At 69.6% G+C, this 13949-nt stretch carries 13 protein-coding genes and 1 pseudogene; 10 read left to right on the top strand and 4 right to left on the bottom strand.

What is annotated here, in order from left to right; genetic code table 11:
- Positions 1-26: 26 nt before the first annotated feature.
- Entirely contained in the window at positions 27-431 is a 405-nt protein-coding gene (locus ON38_RS04440) for a cupredoxin domain-containing protein (RefSeq protein ID WP_039822591.1), read from the bottom strand.
- Between the two features lie 57 nt (positions 432-488).
- Between ON38_RS04440 and ON38_RS04445 the strand changes: the two genes are divergently transcribed.
- From ON38_RS04445 to tsaD, 7 genes are all read left to right on the top strand, one after another.
- A complete protein-coding gene (locus ON38_RS04445) occupies positions 489-1952 on the top strand; it encodes an NAD(P)H-hydrate dehydratase (RefSeq protein ID WP_039822593.1) in 1464 nt (487 codons plus the stop codon).
- Between the two features lie 51 nt (positions 1953-2003).
- Complete coding sequence (gene alr / locus ON38_RS04450) at positions 2004-3152, top strand: alanine racemase (RefSeq protein ID WP_039822575.1); 1149 nt, start codon at positions 2004-2006, stop codon at positions 3150-3152.
- Complete coding sequence (locus tag ON38_RS04455) at positions 3149-4228, top strand: alpha/beta fold hydrolase (RefSeq protein ID WP_039822577.1); 1080 nt, start codon at positions 3149-3151, stop codon at positions 4226-4228. Before alr ends, ON38_RS04455 begins: the two co-directional genes overlap by 4 nt.
- Entirely contained in the window at positions 4221-4688 is a 468-nt protein-coding gene (gene tsaE, locus ON38_RS04460; RefSeq protein WP_039822579.1) for a tRNA (adenosine(37)-N6)-threonylcarbamoyltransferase complex ATPase subunit type 1 TsaE, read from the top strand. The genes ON38_RS04455 and tsaE overlap by 8 nt, the downstream gene beginning before the upstream one ends.
- Positions 4689-4773: 85 nt before the next feature.
- Positions 4774-5481 carry a tRNA (adenosine(37)-N6)-threonylcarbamoyltransferase complex dimerization subunit type 1 TsaB gene (tsaB, locus tag ON38_RS04465; RefSeq protein WP_039822580.1) on the top strand — a complete coding sequence of 236 codons (708 nt, stop codon included), beginning with the start codon at positions 4774-4776 and terminating at the stop codon, positions 5479-5481.
- A 2-nt stretch (positions 5482-5483) separates the two neighbouring features.
- Entirely contained in the window at positions 5484-6011 is a 528-nt protein-coding gene (rimI, locus tag ON38_RS04470; protein ID WP_039822581.1) for a ribosomal protein S18-alanine N-acetyltransferase, read from the top strand.
- Positions 6008-7051: a tRNA (adenosine(37)-N6)-threonylcarbamoyltransferase complex transferase subunit TsaD gene (tsaD, locus tag ON38_RS04475; protein ID WP_039822582.1), complete on the top strand. Its 1044-nt coding sequence runs from the start codon at positions 6008-6010 to the stop codon at positions 7049-7051. Before rimI ends, tsaD begins: the two co-directional genes overlap by 4 nt.
- 280 nt (positions 7052-7331) lie before the next feature.
- Here tsaD and ON38_RS04480 read toward each other — a convergent pair whose 3' ends face one another.
- Positions 7332-8891, bottom strand: a complete 1560-nt coding sequence (locus ON38_RS04480) for a DUF7159 family protein (protein WP_051164366.1) — start codon at positions 8889-8891, stop codon at positions 7332-7334.
- 505 nt (positions 8892-9396) lie between these two features.
- On the opposite strand from ON38_RS04480, the gene groES reads away from it, so the two are divergent.
- Together groES and groL are read left to right on the top strand one after the other, a co-directional pair.
- The gene (gene groES, locus ON38_RS04485; RefSeq protein ID WP_030522227.1) at positions 9397-9699 is read left to right on the top strand and encodes a co-chaperone GroES; all 303 of its coding nucleotides are present in this window, start codon (positions 9397-9399) and stop codon (positions 9697-9699) included.
- A 104-nt stretch (positions 9700-9803) separates the two neighbouring features.
- Positions 9804-11411, top strand: a complete 1608-nt coding sequence (gene groL, locus ON38_RS04490) for a chaperonin GroEL (protein WP_039822584.1) — start codon at positions 9804-9806, stop codon at positions 11409-11411.
- Positions 11412-11477: 66 nt separating this feature from the next.
- Here the strand turns inward: groL and sigK are convergent, their stop codons facing one another.
- Positions 11478-12092: an ECF RNA polymerase sigma factor SigK gene (gene sigK, locus ON38_RS04495; RefSeq protein ID WP_083872245.1), complete on the bottom strand. Its 615-nt coding sequence runs from the start codon at positions 12090-12092 to the stop codon at positions 11478-11480.
- 384 nt (positions 12093-12476) lie between these two features.
- Positions 12477-12770 (bottom strand): WhiB family transcriptional regulator, encoded by a 294-nt coding sequence (locus ON38_RS04500; protein WP_030522224.1) that lies wholly within the window; start codon positions 12768-12770, stop codon positions 12477-12479.
- Positions 12771-13430: 660 nt separating this feature from the next.
- Between ON38_RS04500 and ON38_RS04505 the strand changes: the two are divergent.
- Positions 13431-13949 (top strand): annotated as a pseudogene (locus tag ON38_RS04505) (hypothetical protein); the annotation flags it as partial.

The raw sequence follows: 13949 nt of genomic DNA on the forward strand, positions 1-13949 counted from the left end.
GGTAACGGGCTCGCCGGTTACCCCCGCTATTCCTCGACAGTGATCGTCCCGCGCATATCCGGGTGGATCGGGCACAGATAGCGGTATTCGCCCGGCTGGGTGAAGGTGTGGCTCCAATCGCCCACCTCGAACAGTGGGCTGTTGATGCTCATCGCCTTGTCGCCGATGCCCTGGACACCGTGCGGCAGGTCGCCGTCGAAATGCCAGGACACCGTATCGCCGGCGGAGATGGTGATATCGGCCGGCGAGAAGTGGTCCTCTTCCACCTCTACCGTGACGGTGGCCTCCGGATTGTGACGCGAATGTTCGCCGGAGGCAGGGCTTTTCGGAGCCTCGTCCGTCGAATCGCCGGCGCCGCAGCCGGACAGCAGTGCCGTGACGAGGGCGAATCCGGCGGCCGAGGCGAGTACGGCGCGGTGAGGTCGGGACATGGAGGTCAAGCGTAGTCTGCTGGCATCGCTGCCCATCCGACCGCGGAGGTGTGTTCGGTGACCCAGCCGCTCGGCTACTACACCGCCGACGAGGTGCGCCTCGCCGAGGCAGAATTGTTCACCAGAGTTCCCGACGGGGTCCCCATGCGCCGTGCCGCGTACGGGCTGGCCACGGTGGTCGCGGCCGAACTGCGGGCGCGCAGTGGCGGAGTCGCCGGGCGGACGGTGGCGCTGCTGGTGGGCTCGGGCGACAACGGCGGTGACGCGCTGTGGGCGGGGGCGACATTGCGCCGGCGGGGTGTCGCGGTGACGGCGGTACTGCTGAATCCGGCGCGGGCGCACGCGGCCGGGCTGGCCGCGCTACGCCGCACCGGGGGGCGGGTGTGCACCGATCCGGTGGCGGCGGTGCGCGAAATCGCCGGCGCCGATCTGGTGATCGATGGAATCGTCGGTATCTCCGGCCACGGTCCGCTGCGCCCGGATGCGGCCGCAATCGTTGCGCGGCTGGACGTCCCGATCATCGCGGCCGACCTGCCCAGCGGCGTCGACCCGGATACCGGGGCGGTGTCCGGACCCGCGGTCCGGGCCGCCGTCACGGTCGCCTTCGGGGCCCGTAAACCGGTGCATGCGCTGGCCGCGGAACGGTGTGGCCGGATCGAGTTGGTACCCATCGGTTTACGGCTGCCCGAACCCGGCCTCGCCGCGTTGCATCCCACGGCGGTGGGCGCGGACTGGCCGGTGCCGGCCGCCGCGGACGACAAGTACACGCAGGGGGTCACCGGTGTGCAGGCCGGGAGCGCGACCTATCCGGGCGCGGCCGTGCTCTGCACGGGTGCGGCGGTGGCCGCCACGTCGGGAATGGTGCGCTACGCGGGTACCGCCGCCACGGCGGTGCTCGCCCGGTACCCGGAAGTGATCGCGGTCTCCGATCCGGCGGACGCGGGCCGGGTGCAGTCCTGGGTGTTCGGGCCGGGCTCCGGTACCGACAGTGCCGCCCGCGACCGTCTCGCCGCGATCCTGGCCACCGACCTCCCCGTGGTGGTCGATGCCGACGGTCTGACGCTGCTGGCGCAGGAGCCGGAACTGGCCCGGGGCCGCCGCGCACCCACCGTGCTGACCCCGCATGCCGGCGAGTTCCGCCGCCTCACCGGTGTGGAGCCGGTACCCGACCGGGTGGCCGCGGTGCGGGAGTTCGCCGAATCGTGGCAGGTCACCGTACTGCTCAAAGGCCGGGCGACACTGGTCGCCGCCCCCGGGCAGCAGGTACTGGTGAACGAGGCCGGCGGGTCCTGGGCCGCCACCGCCGGGGCCGGGGACGTGCTCTCCGGAGTGATCGGAGCTCTGCTCGCCGCGGGCCGCGCTCCGGTCCCGGCCGCGGCCGCCGCGGCCCGCGTGCACGCACTCGCCGCGGGGCTCGCCGCCCACGACACCCCGGGTGGTACCGCCGCTCCCATCTCGGCGACACCGCTGCTGCGCCATATCCCCGCGGCCATCGCGACCCTCCGCGCGCTGACCGACTGAGATCGGCGGGCCCGGGCCCGCGGGTGGCCGCCGTCGCGTCCGCGCGCCGGGATGGCAGTATCGGCAGGTGTGAACGGTCAAGTGGAAGCAGTCGTCGATCTGGACGCCATCGCACACAATGTCGGAGTACTGCGTGCGCACGCAGGCGACGCCGCGGTGATGGTGGTCGTCAAGGCAGACGGCTACAACCACGGCGCCGTCGAGGTCGCCCGGACGGCCCTGGCCGCGGGTGCGGCCGAACTGGGGGTCACCACAGTGGCCGAAGCGGTCGCTCTGCGGGAAGCCGGCATCGAGGCGCCGATCCTGTGCTGGCTCAATATCTGTGACGCGGATTACGCCGCGGCTGTGGACGCCGGTATCGAGATCGGAATCTCCTCCGCGGAGCAGTTGGACGCCGTCGCCGCGGCCGCCCGCGAGCTGGGCGAAAAGGCTGTGGTGAGTCTGAAGGTCGACACCGGGCTCAATCGCAACGGGATCGAGCAGGGGGTGTATCCCGTGGTGCTCGCGGCGCTGCGGAAACTCGTCGACGAGCAGGTGGTGCGCTTCCGGGCGATCTTCTCCCATCTCGCGCACGCCGACGAGCCCTATCATCCGACCATCGACCTGCAACGCGACCGGTTCCTCGACGCCATCGCCGCGGCCAAGGAATACGGCCTGGAACCCGAACTCGTGCACCTGGCCAATTCGGCGGCCACCCTGACCCGGCCCGACCTGACCTTCGATATGGTCCGCCCCGGCATCGCCGTATACGGACTCACCCCGGTCCCCGATATCGGCGAATTCGATCTGCGGCCGGCGATGACCTTCCAGGCCGAAGTGGCGCTGGTCAAACGCGTCCCGGAGGGCGAAGGGGTGTCCTACGGCCACGAATGGATCGCCCCGGCCGACACCACCGTCGCGCTGATCCCCGCGGGCTACGCCGACGGTGTCTTCCGACCCCTGGGCGGGCGGATGCAGGTCTGGGTCGGCGGACACAACCGTCCCAATCGCGGCCGGGTGTGCATGGATCAGCTGGTGGTGGACCTGGATGACAATGCCGAGGGTGTGGCCGAAGGCGATACCGCGATCTTGTTCGGTCCGGGCTCCCATGGCGAGCCGCGGGCCCAGGACTGGGCCGACCTGCTCGGCACGATCCACTACGAAGTGGTGTGCGCGCCCCGCGGCCGGGTACACCGGCGGTATCGAGGGGGTACCAGATGAAACGAGGAACGACCCTGTTGCGAGGTGGCCTGGCCACCGCCGGAGTGGTCGGCGCCATGGCCGGTGTGCACGCGCTGCGCCGGGCCGGTGCGAAGGTGCTGTGGCCGCCCGTCCGCGACGAGTACCGGGACGAGAACTTCGCCCTCATCGATCACGACCGGGCCGGTGAGGTACTCGCCGACGACGGTGTGTGCCTGGCCACTCGGGAGTGGGGTTCCGGCGACGCCGAGGCCACAGTCGTTTTCGTGCACGGTTTCTGCAACAGCATGGAGTCGTTCCACTTCCAACGTCGCCACCTGGCGCAGCGCTGGGGTTCGCGGTTACGGCTGGTGCTGTTCGATCAGCGCGGCCACGGCCGCTCGGGAACACCGGCGACCGACAGCTGTACGGTCTCCCAGCTCGGCCGCGACCTGCTCACAGTGATCGACGCGCGGGCACCGCGCGGACCGTTGATCCTGGTGGGGCATTCGCTGGGCGGGATGGCGGTCCTCGCCGCGGCCGCCCACGCCGGCGGTCTCTTCGCGCAGCGGGTGCGCGGTGTCGCGCTGCTGTCCACCGCCGCCGCCGAGGTCGCCTCCTCCGGGATCGGGCAGTTGCTGCGCAATCCCGCGATCGACGGCTTCCGGCTGGCCGTGCACACCGCGCCGGCGCTGGTACAGGCCGGACGGGTCACCGCCCGCCACGTGATCACGCCGATCCTGCACGTGAGTTCGTTCCACGGGCCGGTCAGTCCCACCCTGTCGCGGTTCACCACCATGATGATCGACCGCACACCGGTGGAAACCGTGGTGAAGTTCCTGAAGGCCATCGAACTGCACGACGAGGCGGCGGCCCTACCGGTGTTGCGCGAGACCCCGACGCTGGTCCTCGGCGGCACCCGGGATCTCGTCATCCCGTTCCGCAATTCCCGTGTGCTCGCGCGTGAATTGGCCGACTGCGAACTGGTCCGGCTCCCGGAGGCGGCGCATATGCCGCAACTGCAGTACCCGGAGGAGACCAACGCCGCGCTGGACCGGCTGCTGAGGCGGGCCGGGGTGGTCGGCGAGGACGACCGGTGGGAGGCCACCGGTGGCTGACCGTGGCGAACGCCTGCTGCCGGAGGTCACCGATACCGAGGCGCTGGGGCGTGAACTGGCCGCCGGGCTGCGGGCCGGTGATCTGGTCGTGCTGGACGGCCCTCTGGGCGCCGGTAAGACGGCCCTGACCCGCGGTATCGCCGCCGGCCTCGGGGTCGGCGGGCGGGTGAGTTCGCCGACCTTCGTCATCGCGCGCCGGCATCCGGCGGGCGAACGCGCCGACGGCCCGCCGGTGCCACTGGTCCATGTCGACGCCTACCGGCTCGGCGGCAGCCTCGACGAACTCGACGCACTCGATCTGGACACCGAACTCGACGACGCGGTCGTGGTGGTCGAATGGGGCAGCGGAATGGCGGAGCGGCTCACCGGCCGGCATCTGCTGGTGCGGATGTCGCGGGAGCCGGAATCCGAAGTCCGCACGGCATCTTGGGAGTGGGTGCACACCGGAGCGGCGCACTAGACCGCACGAAATCGGCAACCGGGCAGCTGGGGCGCCGTGCGCCGCCGCTGTGTGAAGCGGGTCACCCGGTATCGTTGACCAGACCATGCTTGCACTTGCTGTCGACACCGCGACGCCTGCCGTCACGGCGGGACTCGTCGAACTGGAGCAGGCGGCCGCCGGTGCGAACACCTCGGACGCCGCCGCACCGCGCACTCTTGCCGCCCGGGTACTCGTCGACGCCCGCGCCCACGCCGAAGCGCTCACCCCGCAGATCCTGGAATGCCTGGCCGAGGCCGGGGTGTCGCGTACCGATATCGGAGCGGTCGTCACCGGTATCGGGCCGGGACCGTTCACCGGACTCCGCGTCGGTATGGCCACTGCCGCCGCGTTCGGCGATGCGCTGGGTATACCGGTGCACGGTGTATGCAGTCTCGACGCGATCGCAGCCGACTGCGCGCCCGAACTCGGACCCGACGACGAACTGCTCGTGGTCACCGATGCGCGTCGCCGTGAGGTCTACGCCGCGCGGTATCGCGCCCGCGGCCGCATCCGGGTGAGCGGACCCGAGGTGTGCAAACCCGGCGAACTGCCGGTGGCCGGCGCGACCAAGATCGCCGGATCGGCCGCGCACACCGCGCTGTTCGCCCTTCCCGCGCTGGCCGTGCAGACGCCCTCGCCCGCCGCCCTCGTGCAGGTGGCGGCGGACGCGCTGTGGTCGGGCGCGCCCCCAGAACCGCTGGTCCCGCTGTATTTGCGCCGCCCCGACGCGGTCGAACGCAGCTACCGCACTCTCGACCGGATGGGAGCGTGACAATGGGAGTTCGTAGTACGGGAATTCGTATCGAACCCATGGAGCCGGCCGATATCGCGGGTTGCGTGGAATTGGAGCAGTTACTCTTCCCGGAAGACGATCCGTGGCAGGCCGTGGCATTCCGCTCCGAGCTGGCCGCGGGCTACAACCGCTACATCACCGCCCGCGACGATGCCGGGAACATGGTGGGCTACGCGGGAATAGCGCTGCTCGGTGACGCCCGGCACCCGGAGGCCGAGGTGCACACCATCGGGGTGGATCCGACGTGTCACCGGGCCGGTATCGGCACGCTGCTGCTGGAGGCGCTGCTCGCCGAGGCCGGGCGGCGGGGCGGGCCGGTGTTCCTCGAGGTGCGCACCGACAACACGGCCGCGATCTCCATGTACGCCAAGCACGGCTTCCACATCATCGGCCTGCGCAAGAACTACTACCACCCCAGCGGCGCCGACGCGTACACGATGCGCCGTCCGGCGCTGGAGGACGTCCCGGTGGTCTTCGGTGCCCGGACCCCGGACGGGGTGCTGTCGTGATCGTCATGGGCATCGAGAGCTCCTGCGACGAGACCGGAGTGGGTATCGTGCGCCGCCGTCCCGACGGCAGCTGTGAGCTGCTGGCCGACGAGGTCGCCTCGAGTGTGGCCGAGCACGCCCGATTCGGCGGTGTGGTACCAGAGATCGCCTCGCGGGCCCATCTCGAGGCCATCGTGCCCGCCATGCGGCGTGCGCTCGCGGCCGCGGGGATCGCCGCACCCGATGCCCTGGCGGTGACCATCGGTCCCGGTCTGGCGGGTGCGCTCCTGGTCGGGGTGGCGGCGGCCAAAGCCTATGCGGCGGCATGGGATATCCCCTTCTACGCGTTGAACCATCTCGGTGGACATGTGGCGGTGGACACACTCGAGCACGGGCCGATGCCGCCCTGTGTGGCGCTGCTGGTCTCCGGCGGCCATACCCACCTGCTGCATGTCGAGGATCTGTCGAAACCGCTGATCGAATTGGGCAGTACGGTCGACGATGCCGCCGGCGAGGCGTTCGACAAGGTGGCCCGGCTGCTGGGTCTCGGCTATCCGGGCGGTCCTGCGCTGGACGCGGCCGCGGTCACCGGTGACCCGGCGGCGATCGCCTTCCCGCGCGGTATGACCGGACCGCGGGATCCGCGCTACGACTTCTCCTTCTCCGGGTTGAAGACCGCGGTCGCGCGCTATGTGGAGGCACAGGCCCGCCAGGGCGTCGAACCGGAACAACTGCCGATTCCCGATATCGCGGCCTCGTTCCAGGAGGCCGTCGCCGATGTGCTCACCATGAAGGCGGTGCGCGCGGCGCAGGATGTGGGCGTGGACACCCTGGTACTGGGCGGCGGCGCGACCGCCAATACGCGGATCCGCTCGCTGGCCGAGGAACGATGCGCCGCCGCGGGTTTGACGCTGCGTATCCCGAAACCCCGGCTGTGCACCGACAACGGCGTGATGATCGCGGCGCTGGGCGCACATGTGATCGGTGGGGGCGCGGCCCCGTCAGCGCTGTCGGTGGCCTCCGATCCCGGGTTGCCCGTATCGGTCAGCCAGGTGGGCTGACCCGGCCCACCCCGGTATTCGGCGCGCCGAGGAGAACGGTTCCCGCGGGCCGCGCCGGCGACCCTGCCGCGATGAGAAACCGTGACCGGATCTTCCGGTGTGTTCGTACACGCGGTCGACCACGATCCCGGCGTGCGCACCGGTGCCACGGAGAGGTCGCCGTCCTTCCCGGACGGGTGTTTCCGCCGCATCGGGGACGATTCGGCGACCGGTCGGGAATGTCGGGGCCGGCATGGGACCCGGTGGTATCGCGTACAGGCACCCGTGCGGCGGCGGACGGCTATCCCGCCGAACCCGAGTTGGGCAGTCGAGGGGGTTGCGGAGGCGGAACCTCCAGAGTTGTCTGAGTTTCCCGTGATCCGGACGGGGGCGGTACGTCCGAGGTGGAAGGCTGATCCGTCGGCAGCTGACCCGGCGCGGGCGGGGGGACCGGTGTGCCCGGACCCACTCCCTCCGGGAACGGAATATGCGGCAGATTCGGATCCGGCCGCAGCGTGGGCGGAGACGGCTCCGTGCTCGGCGTAGTACTCGTGGACGGTTCGCCCGACGTGGAGGGGACCTCGCTCGTCGACGGATACTCGCCGGTGCCGGGTTCGCCGGTCACCGGAGGATCGGCGAATGTCGTACTCGGCTCGCCGGCATCGGCGGGCTCTTCGACGGGCTGCTGCGGAAGTTCCTCGGTGGTGCCGGGCACCACGGTGGTGGTCGTCGGAGCGATGGTGGCGGTGGTGGGCAGCTGCGCGCTGCTGGTGGTGCCGGCGGGGGAGACCTCTTCGTCCGAACTGGGGGCCATGGTGTTCACCCCGTACCCCACGATCAGTCCCACCACCACAATCGCGCCGGCCACCGTGCCGAACGCCTTGAGCAGCGTGTTACCGGACTTGTCCGGAGCCAGGGCGCCGATCGGCGAGGTGGAGCGGGCGGTATCGGCGAGCAGCGCAGCGCCTTTGGCGATCACGGCATCCGGGTCCGGCACGGTCAGCACCGGGAGCCCCAGTTCGCCGCGCAGGGTCTCCAGGACCGCCGGGATGTTCGCGCCGCCGCCGATCACCACCACCGCTTCCGGGGCGCGATCGGCGAGGCCGAAGGTCATCGACGCGAACCGCGCCATCTCCCGCCATACCCCGGCGGTGAGCGATTCGAAATCGGCGCGGGTGAGTTTGAGTGGTTTGCCCGCGATGTGGTCGATGGTGACGGCCTGGGTCACCGACAGGTGTTCCTTGGCGGTGCGGGCCCGGTTCACCAGCACACTGCGATTGGGCCGGGTACCGCGCCGGGCGTAGTGCTGATCGACCAGATGCCGGTAGAGCAGGTCGTCGACCGCGCGGCCGCTGACCGCGGTGGACCGCGCGGTGTGCAGCACGGTGCCGTCGGCCGGGTCGGCCACCGAGACGGTACAGCCGGAGGCGCCCAGGTCCACCACGGCCACCGTGGCGTACCGGTCCAGCAGGCCGGTGTCACGCAGGAAGGTGAGTGCCGCGGTGGTCTCCGGAACCAGTTGCGGTTCGCGCTGTTTACCGGTGGCGAGCCGGATGGCGTGCGCCTGCTCCTTGCTCCGGTAGGCGACCGCGACACCGGTGGGCGGGCGGTCGGCCATCACGTCGAGCCCGGAGGTCTGTGTCGCGGGCAGCTGGGTGCCGAAAACGGCCTCGTGCGAATGGCTGGCGGGGAGCTGGGTGGTCATCAGCTCGATGGAGGAGGCGACCAGATCCCCCAGATCGGAATGCGCGTCCGCGGAGACCACCCGGTAGTCGAAGGTGCGGGCGCCGTTGGCCGCGGTGGTGACCAGGGCGGAGCACACGACTTCGTTGCCGGCGGAGATGCCGAGCGATGTGCGCATACTCTCTTCACCTCCCTTCGAGTGGACTCGGCGGTCGTGCCGGATGGTGAGGTCCGGGCACGCCGAAAGGTGTTCGCGAAACCGCCGTCGTCTGCGGTGAACGGTGGTTTCGCGAACAACCATCACACATGGTGTCACGATCTGTTATCCGAACGTTACAGAGTCGGAGAATTATTGGGAAGCCCTCTTTCCCTTGGTCTACCCGGCTTTCGTGCTCTCAACCCCGGCGACCAGCGAGCACGGCCGATGGCGTCTTGGTGACAGTGAGACCGAATCGTTTCCGAACGATCCCGGATTGGCAGCGCCCGCCCTTGAGCGCTGGCACTCTCATGTATAGAGTGCTAGTCGGCACCGATTGTTGCCCGGTGCCAGGCTTGACCACTGAGCAGGCGGTCCCGGCACCCGCGACGACGGGGCTATGCGCAGGGTCAGCATCGTGACCGAATCGATGGTCCGGGACAACAGTTCCGGACGACCGTTATCCCCTGAAAGTGGAGGGCTCAACGTGGCGAGCGTGAACATCAAGCCGCTCGAGGACAAGATCCTCGTCCAGGCCAACGAGGCCGAGACGACGACCGCCTCCGGCCTGGTCATTCCCGATACGGCCAAGGAGAAGCCGCAGGAGGGCACCGTTGTCGCCGTCGGCCCCGGCCGGTGGGACGACGAAGGTGAGAAGCGCATCCCGCTGGATGTCCAGGAGGGCGACACCGTCATCTACAGCAAGTACGGCGGTACCGAGATCAAGTACCAGGGTGAGGAATACCTGATCCTGTCCGCGCGCGACGTGCTGGCTGTCGTCGGCAAGTAATCGACTGCCGCGCATGCGTTCCGCCCCGGTGTCGCACGGTGACCCGGGGCGGAGTGCGTTGTGCCACACAACTCGAAGCGCACCAGATACAGGAGCGAAGACATATGGCAAAGCAGATCCAGTTCGACGAGCAGGCTCGCCGGGCGCTGGAGCGCGGTGTCGACAAACTCGCCGATGCGGTCAAGGTCACTCTCGGCCCGCGGGGCCGGCATGTGGTGCTGGCCAAATCGTTCGGCGGCCCCACCGTCACCAACGACGGTGTCACCATCGCGCGTGATATCGATCTCGAGGACCCGTTCGAGAATCTCGGCGCCCAGCTGGTCAAGAGCGTCGCCACCAAGACCAACGATGTCGCCGGCGACGGCACCACCACCGCGACCGTTCTGGCCCAGGCCCTGGTGCGCGGCGGACTGAAGAACATCGCGGCGGGCGCCAACCCGATCGCCATCGGCTCGGGCCTGGCCAAGGCCGCCGACGCGGTATCGGAGGCCCTGCTGGCCGCGGCCACCCCGGTCAGCGGCGAACAGGCCATCGCCCAGGTCGCCACCGTCTCCTCGCGGGACGAGGTCATCGGCGAAATGGTCGGCAAGGCACTGACCACGGTCGGCAAGGACGGCGTGGTCACCGTCGAGGAGTCCTCGACCCTGCAGACCGAGCTCGTCGTCACCGAGGGCGTCCAGTTCGACAAGGGCTACCTCTCGCCGTACTTCATCACCGACGGCGACAGCCAGGAAGCCGTGCTGGAGGACGCGCTGGTGCTGCTGCACCGCGAGAAGATCAGCTCTCTGCCGGACCTGCTGCCGCTGCTGGAGAAGATCGCCGAATCCGGTAAGCCGGTGCTGATCATCGCCGAGGACGTCGAGGGCGAGGCGCTGTCCACCCTGGTCGTCAACTCGATCCGCAAGACCCTCAAGGCCGTAGCGGTCAAGGCGCCGTTCTTCGGTGACCGCCGCAAGGCGTTCCTCGACGACCTGGCCGTGGTCACCGCGGGCACCGTCGTCAACCCGGACCTGGGTATCACCCTGCGCGAGTCCGGTCTGGACGTGCTGGGTTCGGCGCGGCGCGTGGTGGTCACCAAGGACACCACCACCATCATCGACGGCGCGGGCAGCGGCGACGATATCGCCGCCCGCAGCGCCCAACTGCGCCGCGAGATCGAGGCCACCGATTCCGACTGGGATCGGGAGAAGCTCGAAGAGCGGCTGGCCAAACTGGCCGGCGGCGTCGCGGTGATCCAGGTCGGCGCGGCCACCGAGACCGCGCTCAAGGAGCGCAAGTACCGGGTCGAGGACGCGGTCAGCGCGGCCAAGGCCGCGGTCGAGGAGGGCATCGTCCCCGGTGGCGGTACAGCGCTGGTCCAGGCGGGCGCCAAGCTCGACGGGCTGATCGCCGGCCTGTCCGGCGACGAGGCGGTCGGCGCCGAGGTGCTGCGCGGCGCGCTGCGGGCTCCGCTGTACTGGATCGCCACCAACGCCGGTGTCGACGGTGCCGTCGTCGTCAGCAAGGTCGGTGAGGGCAAGGAGGGCTTCAACGCCGCCACTCTCACCTACGGTGATCTGCTCACCGACGGTGTGGTGGACCCGGTCAAGGTGACCCGGTCGGCCGTGATCAACGCGGCGTCGGTGGCCCGGATGGTGCTCACCACCGAGAGCGCCGTGGTGGACAAGCCCGCCGAAGAGGAAGACGATCACGGGCACGGCCACGCCCACTGATCGCGGTCCGGCTCGCCGTTTCCCGCCGTCCCGGTGAGAACCGGCCGCCGAACCGGAACGGGCCGTTCACATCCGCTGTGGAATGTGAACGGCCCGTTCTCGTATCGGTCGCCGGTCGCCGAGGGAGGCCGGGACCCCCATACTCTTCTTCAGCCTCAGCAGACCGTCGCGAATACGGGATTTGACGGTCGGTAGCCCGATATCGAGATGGCGGGCCACTTCGGCATAGGTCCGTCCGTCGTAGTAGGCGAGGGAGATCGCCTCGCGCTGGGTCTCGGTCAGGGTGCGGAGTCCGACGACCACGGCCTGGTGATCGAGTTTGCGCTCGACCTCCTCGATGACCTCGTCGTATTCGTGTCCGAGTACCCGGGCCCCGTAGGCGATCTCGCGCTGGGTGTGGGCCTGTTCGGCGCGCACCCGGTCGACCGCGCGGCGATGCGCCAGTGTCATCAGCCAGGTCACCGCCGAGCCGCGCGCCGGATCGTAACTCGACGCCGTGCGCCATGTTTGCAGGTAGACCTCTTGGGTGGTCTCTTCGGCGAACCCGGAATCCTGTAGGACACGCAACACCAGACCGAAGACCCGGGTGCGGGTCCGGTCGTAGAGTTCGGCGAAAGCCTCGGCATCCGAGTGGCCGCAGCGCTGTAGCAGCGCTGAGAGCTCGATACTCTCCTGTGTCATCGGTCATAACAATAACCGCAAGCTATAACCGAGAGCGTATGCGGCCCCGCGGAAAACGCGGTGTCGCGCTGCCGGGAGCGACGCGGCCCCGCTACCTGCGCAGTCGCCGGCCGTGGTCCGTGACGGGCCGCGGCCGGCCGGGTCGCCACGCGTGCCCCGTCGTCGCTACGGCTACAGACGGGCTACTCCCCGTCGCCGACCGGCGTACCGCCGCTCCTGCTGCCTCTGTGGGCCGTTTGCGGGCAGGCGGGCACACGGCGGGCGTAGTTCCGGCTGTGCGCGGCTACGGGCGGGCCATGCGCGCGGCTGCGCCCGCCGTGGGTATTGCGCGTGCGCTACCGGCGTGAACGGGCCGCGGGCGGGATCGCCCCCGGCGCCGACCCATCAGACCGCCATTCGGCGCCGGTTGCGCCGGGCGTGCATCTCCCGTTCGGTTTCCGACATTCCGCCCCAGATGCCATAGGGCTCACTGACCTTCAGCGCGTGCGAACGGCACTGCATCAGCACGGGGCACGACCGGCAGATCTCCTTCGCGCGCAGCTCGCGGGCCGCCCGCGCTCTACCGCGTTCACCGTCGGGATGGAAGAACACCGCCGAGTCCACACCCCGGCAGGAACCGCGCATCTGCCAGTCCCAGACATCGGCGTTCGGTCCGGGAAGGTGGGTGGGCATGGGCATGGGGGAACTCCTCGTAGACGCGAGCTCGTCGGCATTGTCGAGCGAGTGATGAGTACAACTTCTCCGGCGGTGCCCGGGCGTCCGGGCGAACGCGCGGGGCCACATGCGTCGGCCGTTGTGCACCGCTGCCGTCGGCATCCGTTGCGTTTTCGCCCGGCGCCGTCCGTGGCGATGAGTTACGTTAGGGGTACCGAGGAAATTCCGTCAACAGTTTGACGCCCTGAATTATCGGGTCTTTTGCGCGCTGAATTTAACCTCGCCGACTGTTTACTTTCGCTAATCGCCCGGTGATACTGTGTGGTTGGCCTGTTGTCGGCTCAACTGGGCTGTCCGTGCTGGTCGGCGTATTCGCAGGTGGGCGCGGCCCTTTCACGGGCGCCTGATAGGTCCGGACCGAAATCCGCCCCGCGGATCGAGACGATGGGTTAAGGTGCCCCGATCTCGATACGATCACAGATGGCCGGGGAGGGGCCTTCAGGTTAATTAAGCGAAACGTCCTCTAATTCGATGCGCGGTCGCTCATGGATTGATGGGCGGAGATTAACCTGATGGAAACACCGCCGCTCGGATCGGTGCTGAAAGATAGCTGGATCCTCGAATTTCCGCGGCGGTACCCGCGTTCGGCGCGGTAGCCGATCCGCTGACCGGTACAGTGCTCCGGTGATCGCCCCCGGCACTCGCCTCGAATCCGATTCCCGCCCAGCCGTCCACGCCGCTTTCGGTGCGCGGACGGGCCGAACCGCTGCCGAGTTGCCGGAACCGGCGAATCCCCTCGAAATGTGGTGGCGAGCGGTCGCTCTGGGTGGCGGGGGTCACTACGCCGCCGCCCGTGCGGCGCTGCGCCGCCTGTCCGCGGCGACCACCGATCCGGTGTTGCTCTCACTCGCCGCCTCGACGCAGGGGTCACTACTGCGTCAGCTCGGCTGGCACGAGCGGGCCGCCGCCTACGACGGCCGGGCTGCGGCACTTGTTCTTCCCTCGGTGGCGGCAGCGGCGGATCCGACCCCGGATGGCGGATCCGGCGCCGGTGCGGATGACCCTCGCGCCGATGCCGGGTACCCGGCGGACGCCGCAGTGGCGGAGCTGGGTGACTACGGCCGCCGGCCCGATCTCGTCGACGCCGCGGCCGACGCATTGACCGGTCTGGCGGCCGATGCCCTGGGCGTCGGACGGACCGCC

It is taken from the genome of Nocardia testacea NBRC 100365 (genome assembly GCF_000308775.1).
Taxonomy (GTDB): domain Bacteria; phylum Actinomycetota; class Actinomycetes; order Mycobacteriales; family Mycobacteriaceae; genus Nocardia; species Nocardia testacea.

Coding starts and splice junctions, on each gene's coding strand:
- rimI (WP_039822581.1), top strand. CDS start 5,484: ATGGGAGTTCGTAGTACGGGAATTCGTATCGAACCCATGGAGCCGGCC.
- ON38_RS04440 (WP_039822591.1), bottom strand. CDS start 431: ATGTCCCGACCTCACCGCGCCGTACTCGCCTCGGCCGCCGGATTCGCC.
- ON38_RS04500 (WP_030522224.1), bottom strand. CDS start 12,770: ATGCCCATGCCCACCCACCTTCCCGGACCGAACGCCGATGTCTGGGAC.
- sigK (WP_083872245.1), bottom strand. CDS start 12,092: ATGACACAGGAGAGTATCGAGCTCTCAGCGCTGCTACAGCGCTGCGGC.
- ON38_RS04480 (WP_051164366.1), bottom strand. CDS start 8,891: ATGCGCACATCGCTCGGCATCTCCGCCGGCAACGAAGTCGTGTGCTCC.
- alr (WP_039822575.1), top strand. CDS start 2,004: ATGGCAGTATCGGCAGGTGTGAACGGTCAAGTGGAAGCAGTCGTCGAT.
- tsaB (WP_039822580.1), top strand. CDS start 4,774: ATGCTTGCACTTGCTGTCGACACCGCGACGCCTGCCGTCACGGCGGGA.
- groL (WP_039822584.1), top strand. CDS start 9,804: ATGGCAAAGCAGATCCAGTTCGACGAGCAGGCTCGCCGGGCGCTGGAG.
- ON38_RS04455 (WP_039822577.1), top strand. CDS start 3,149: ATGAAACGAGGAACGACCCTGTTGCGAGGTGGCCTGGCCACCGCCGGA.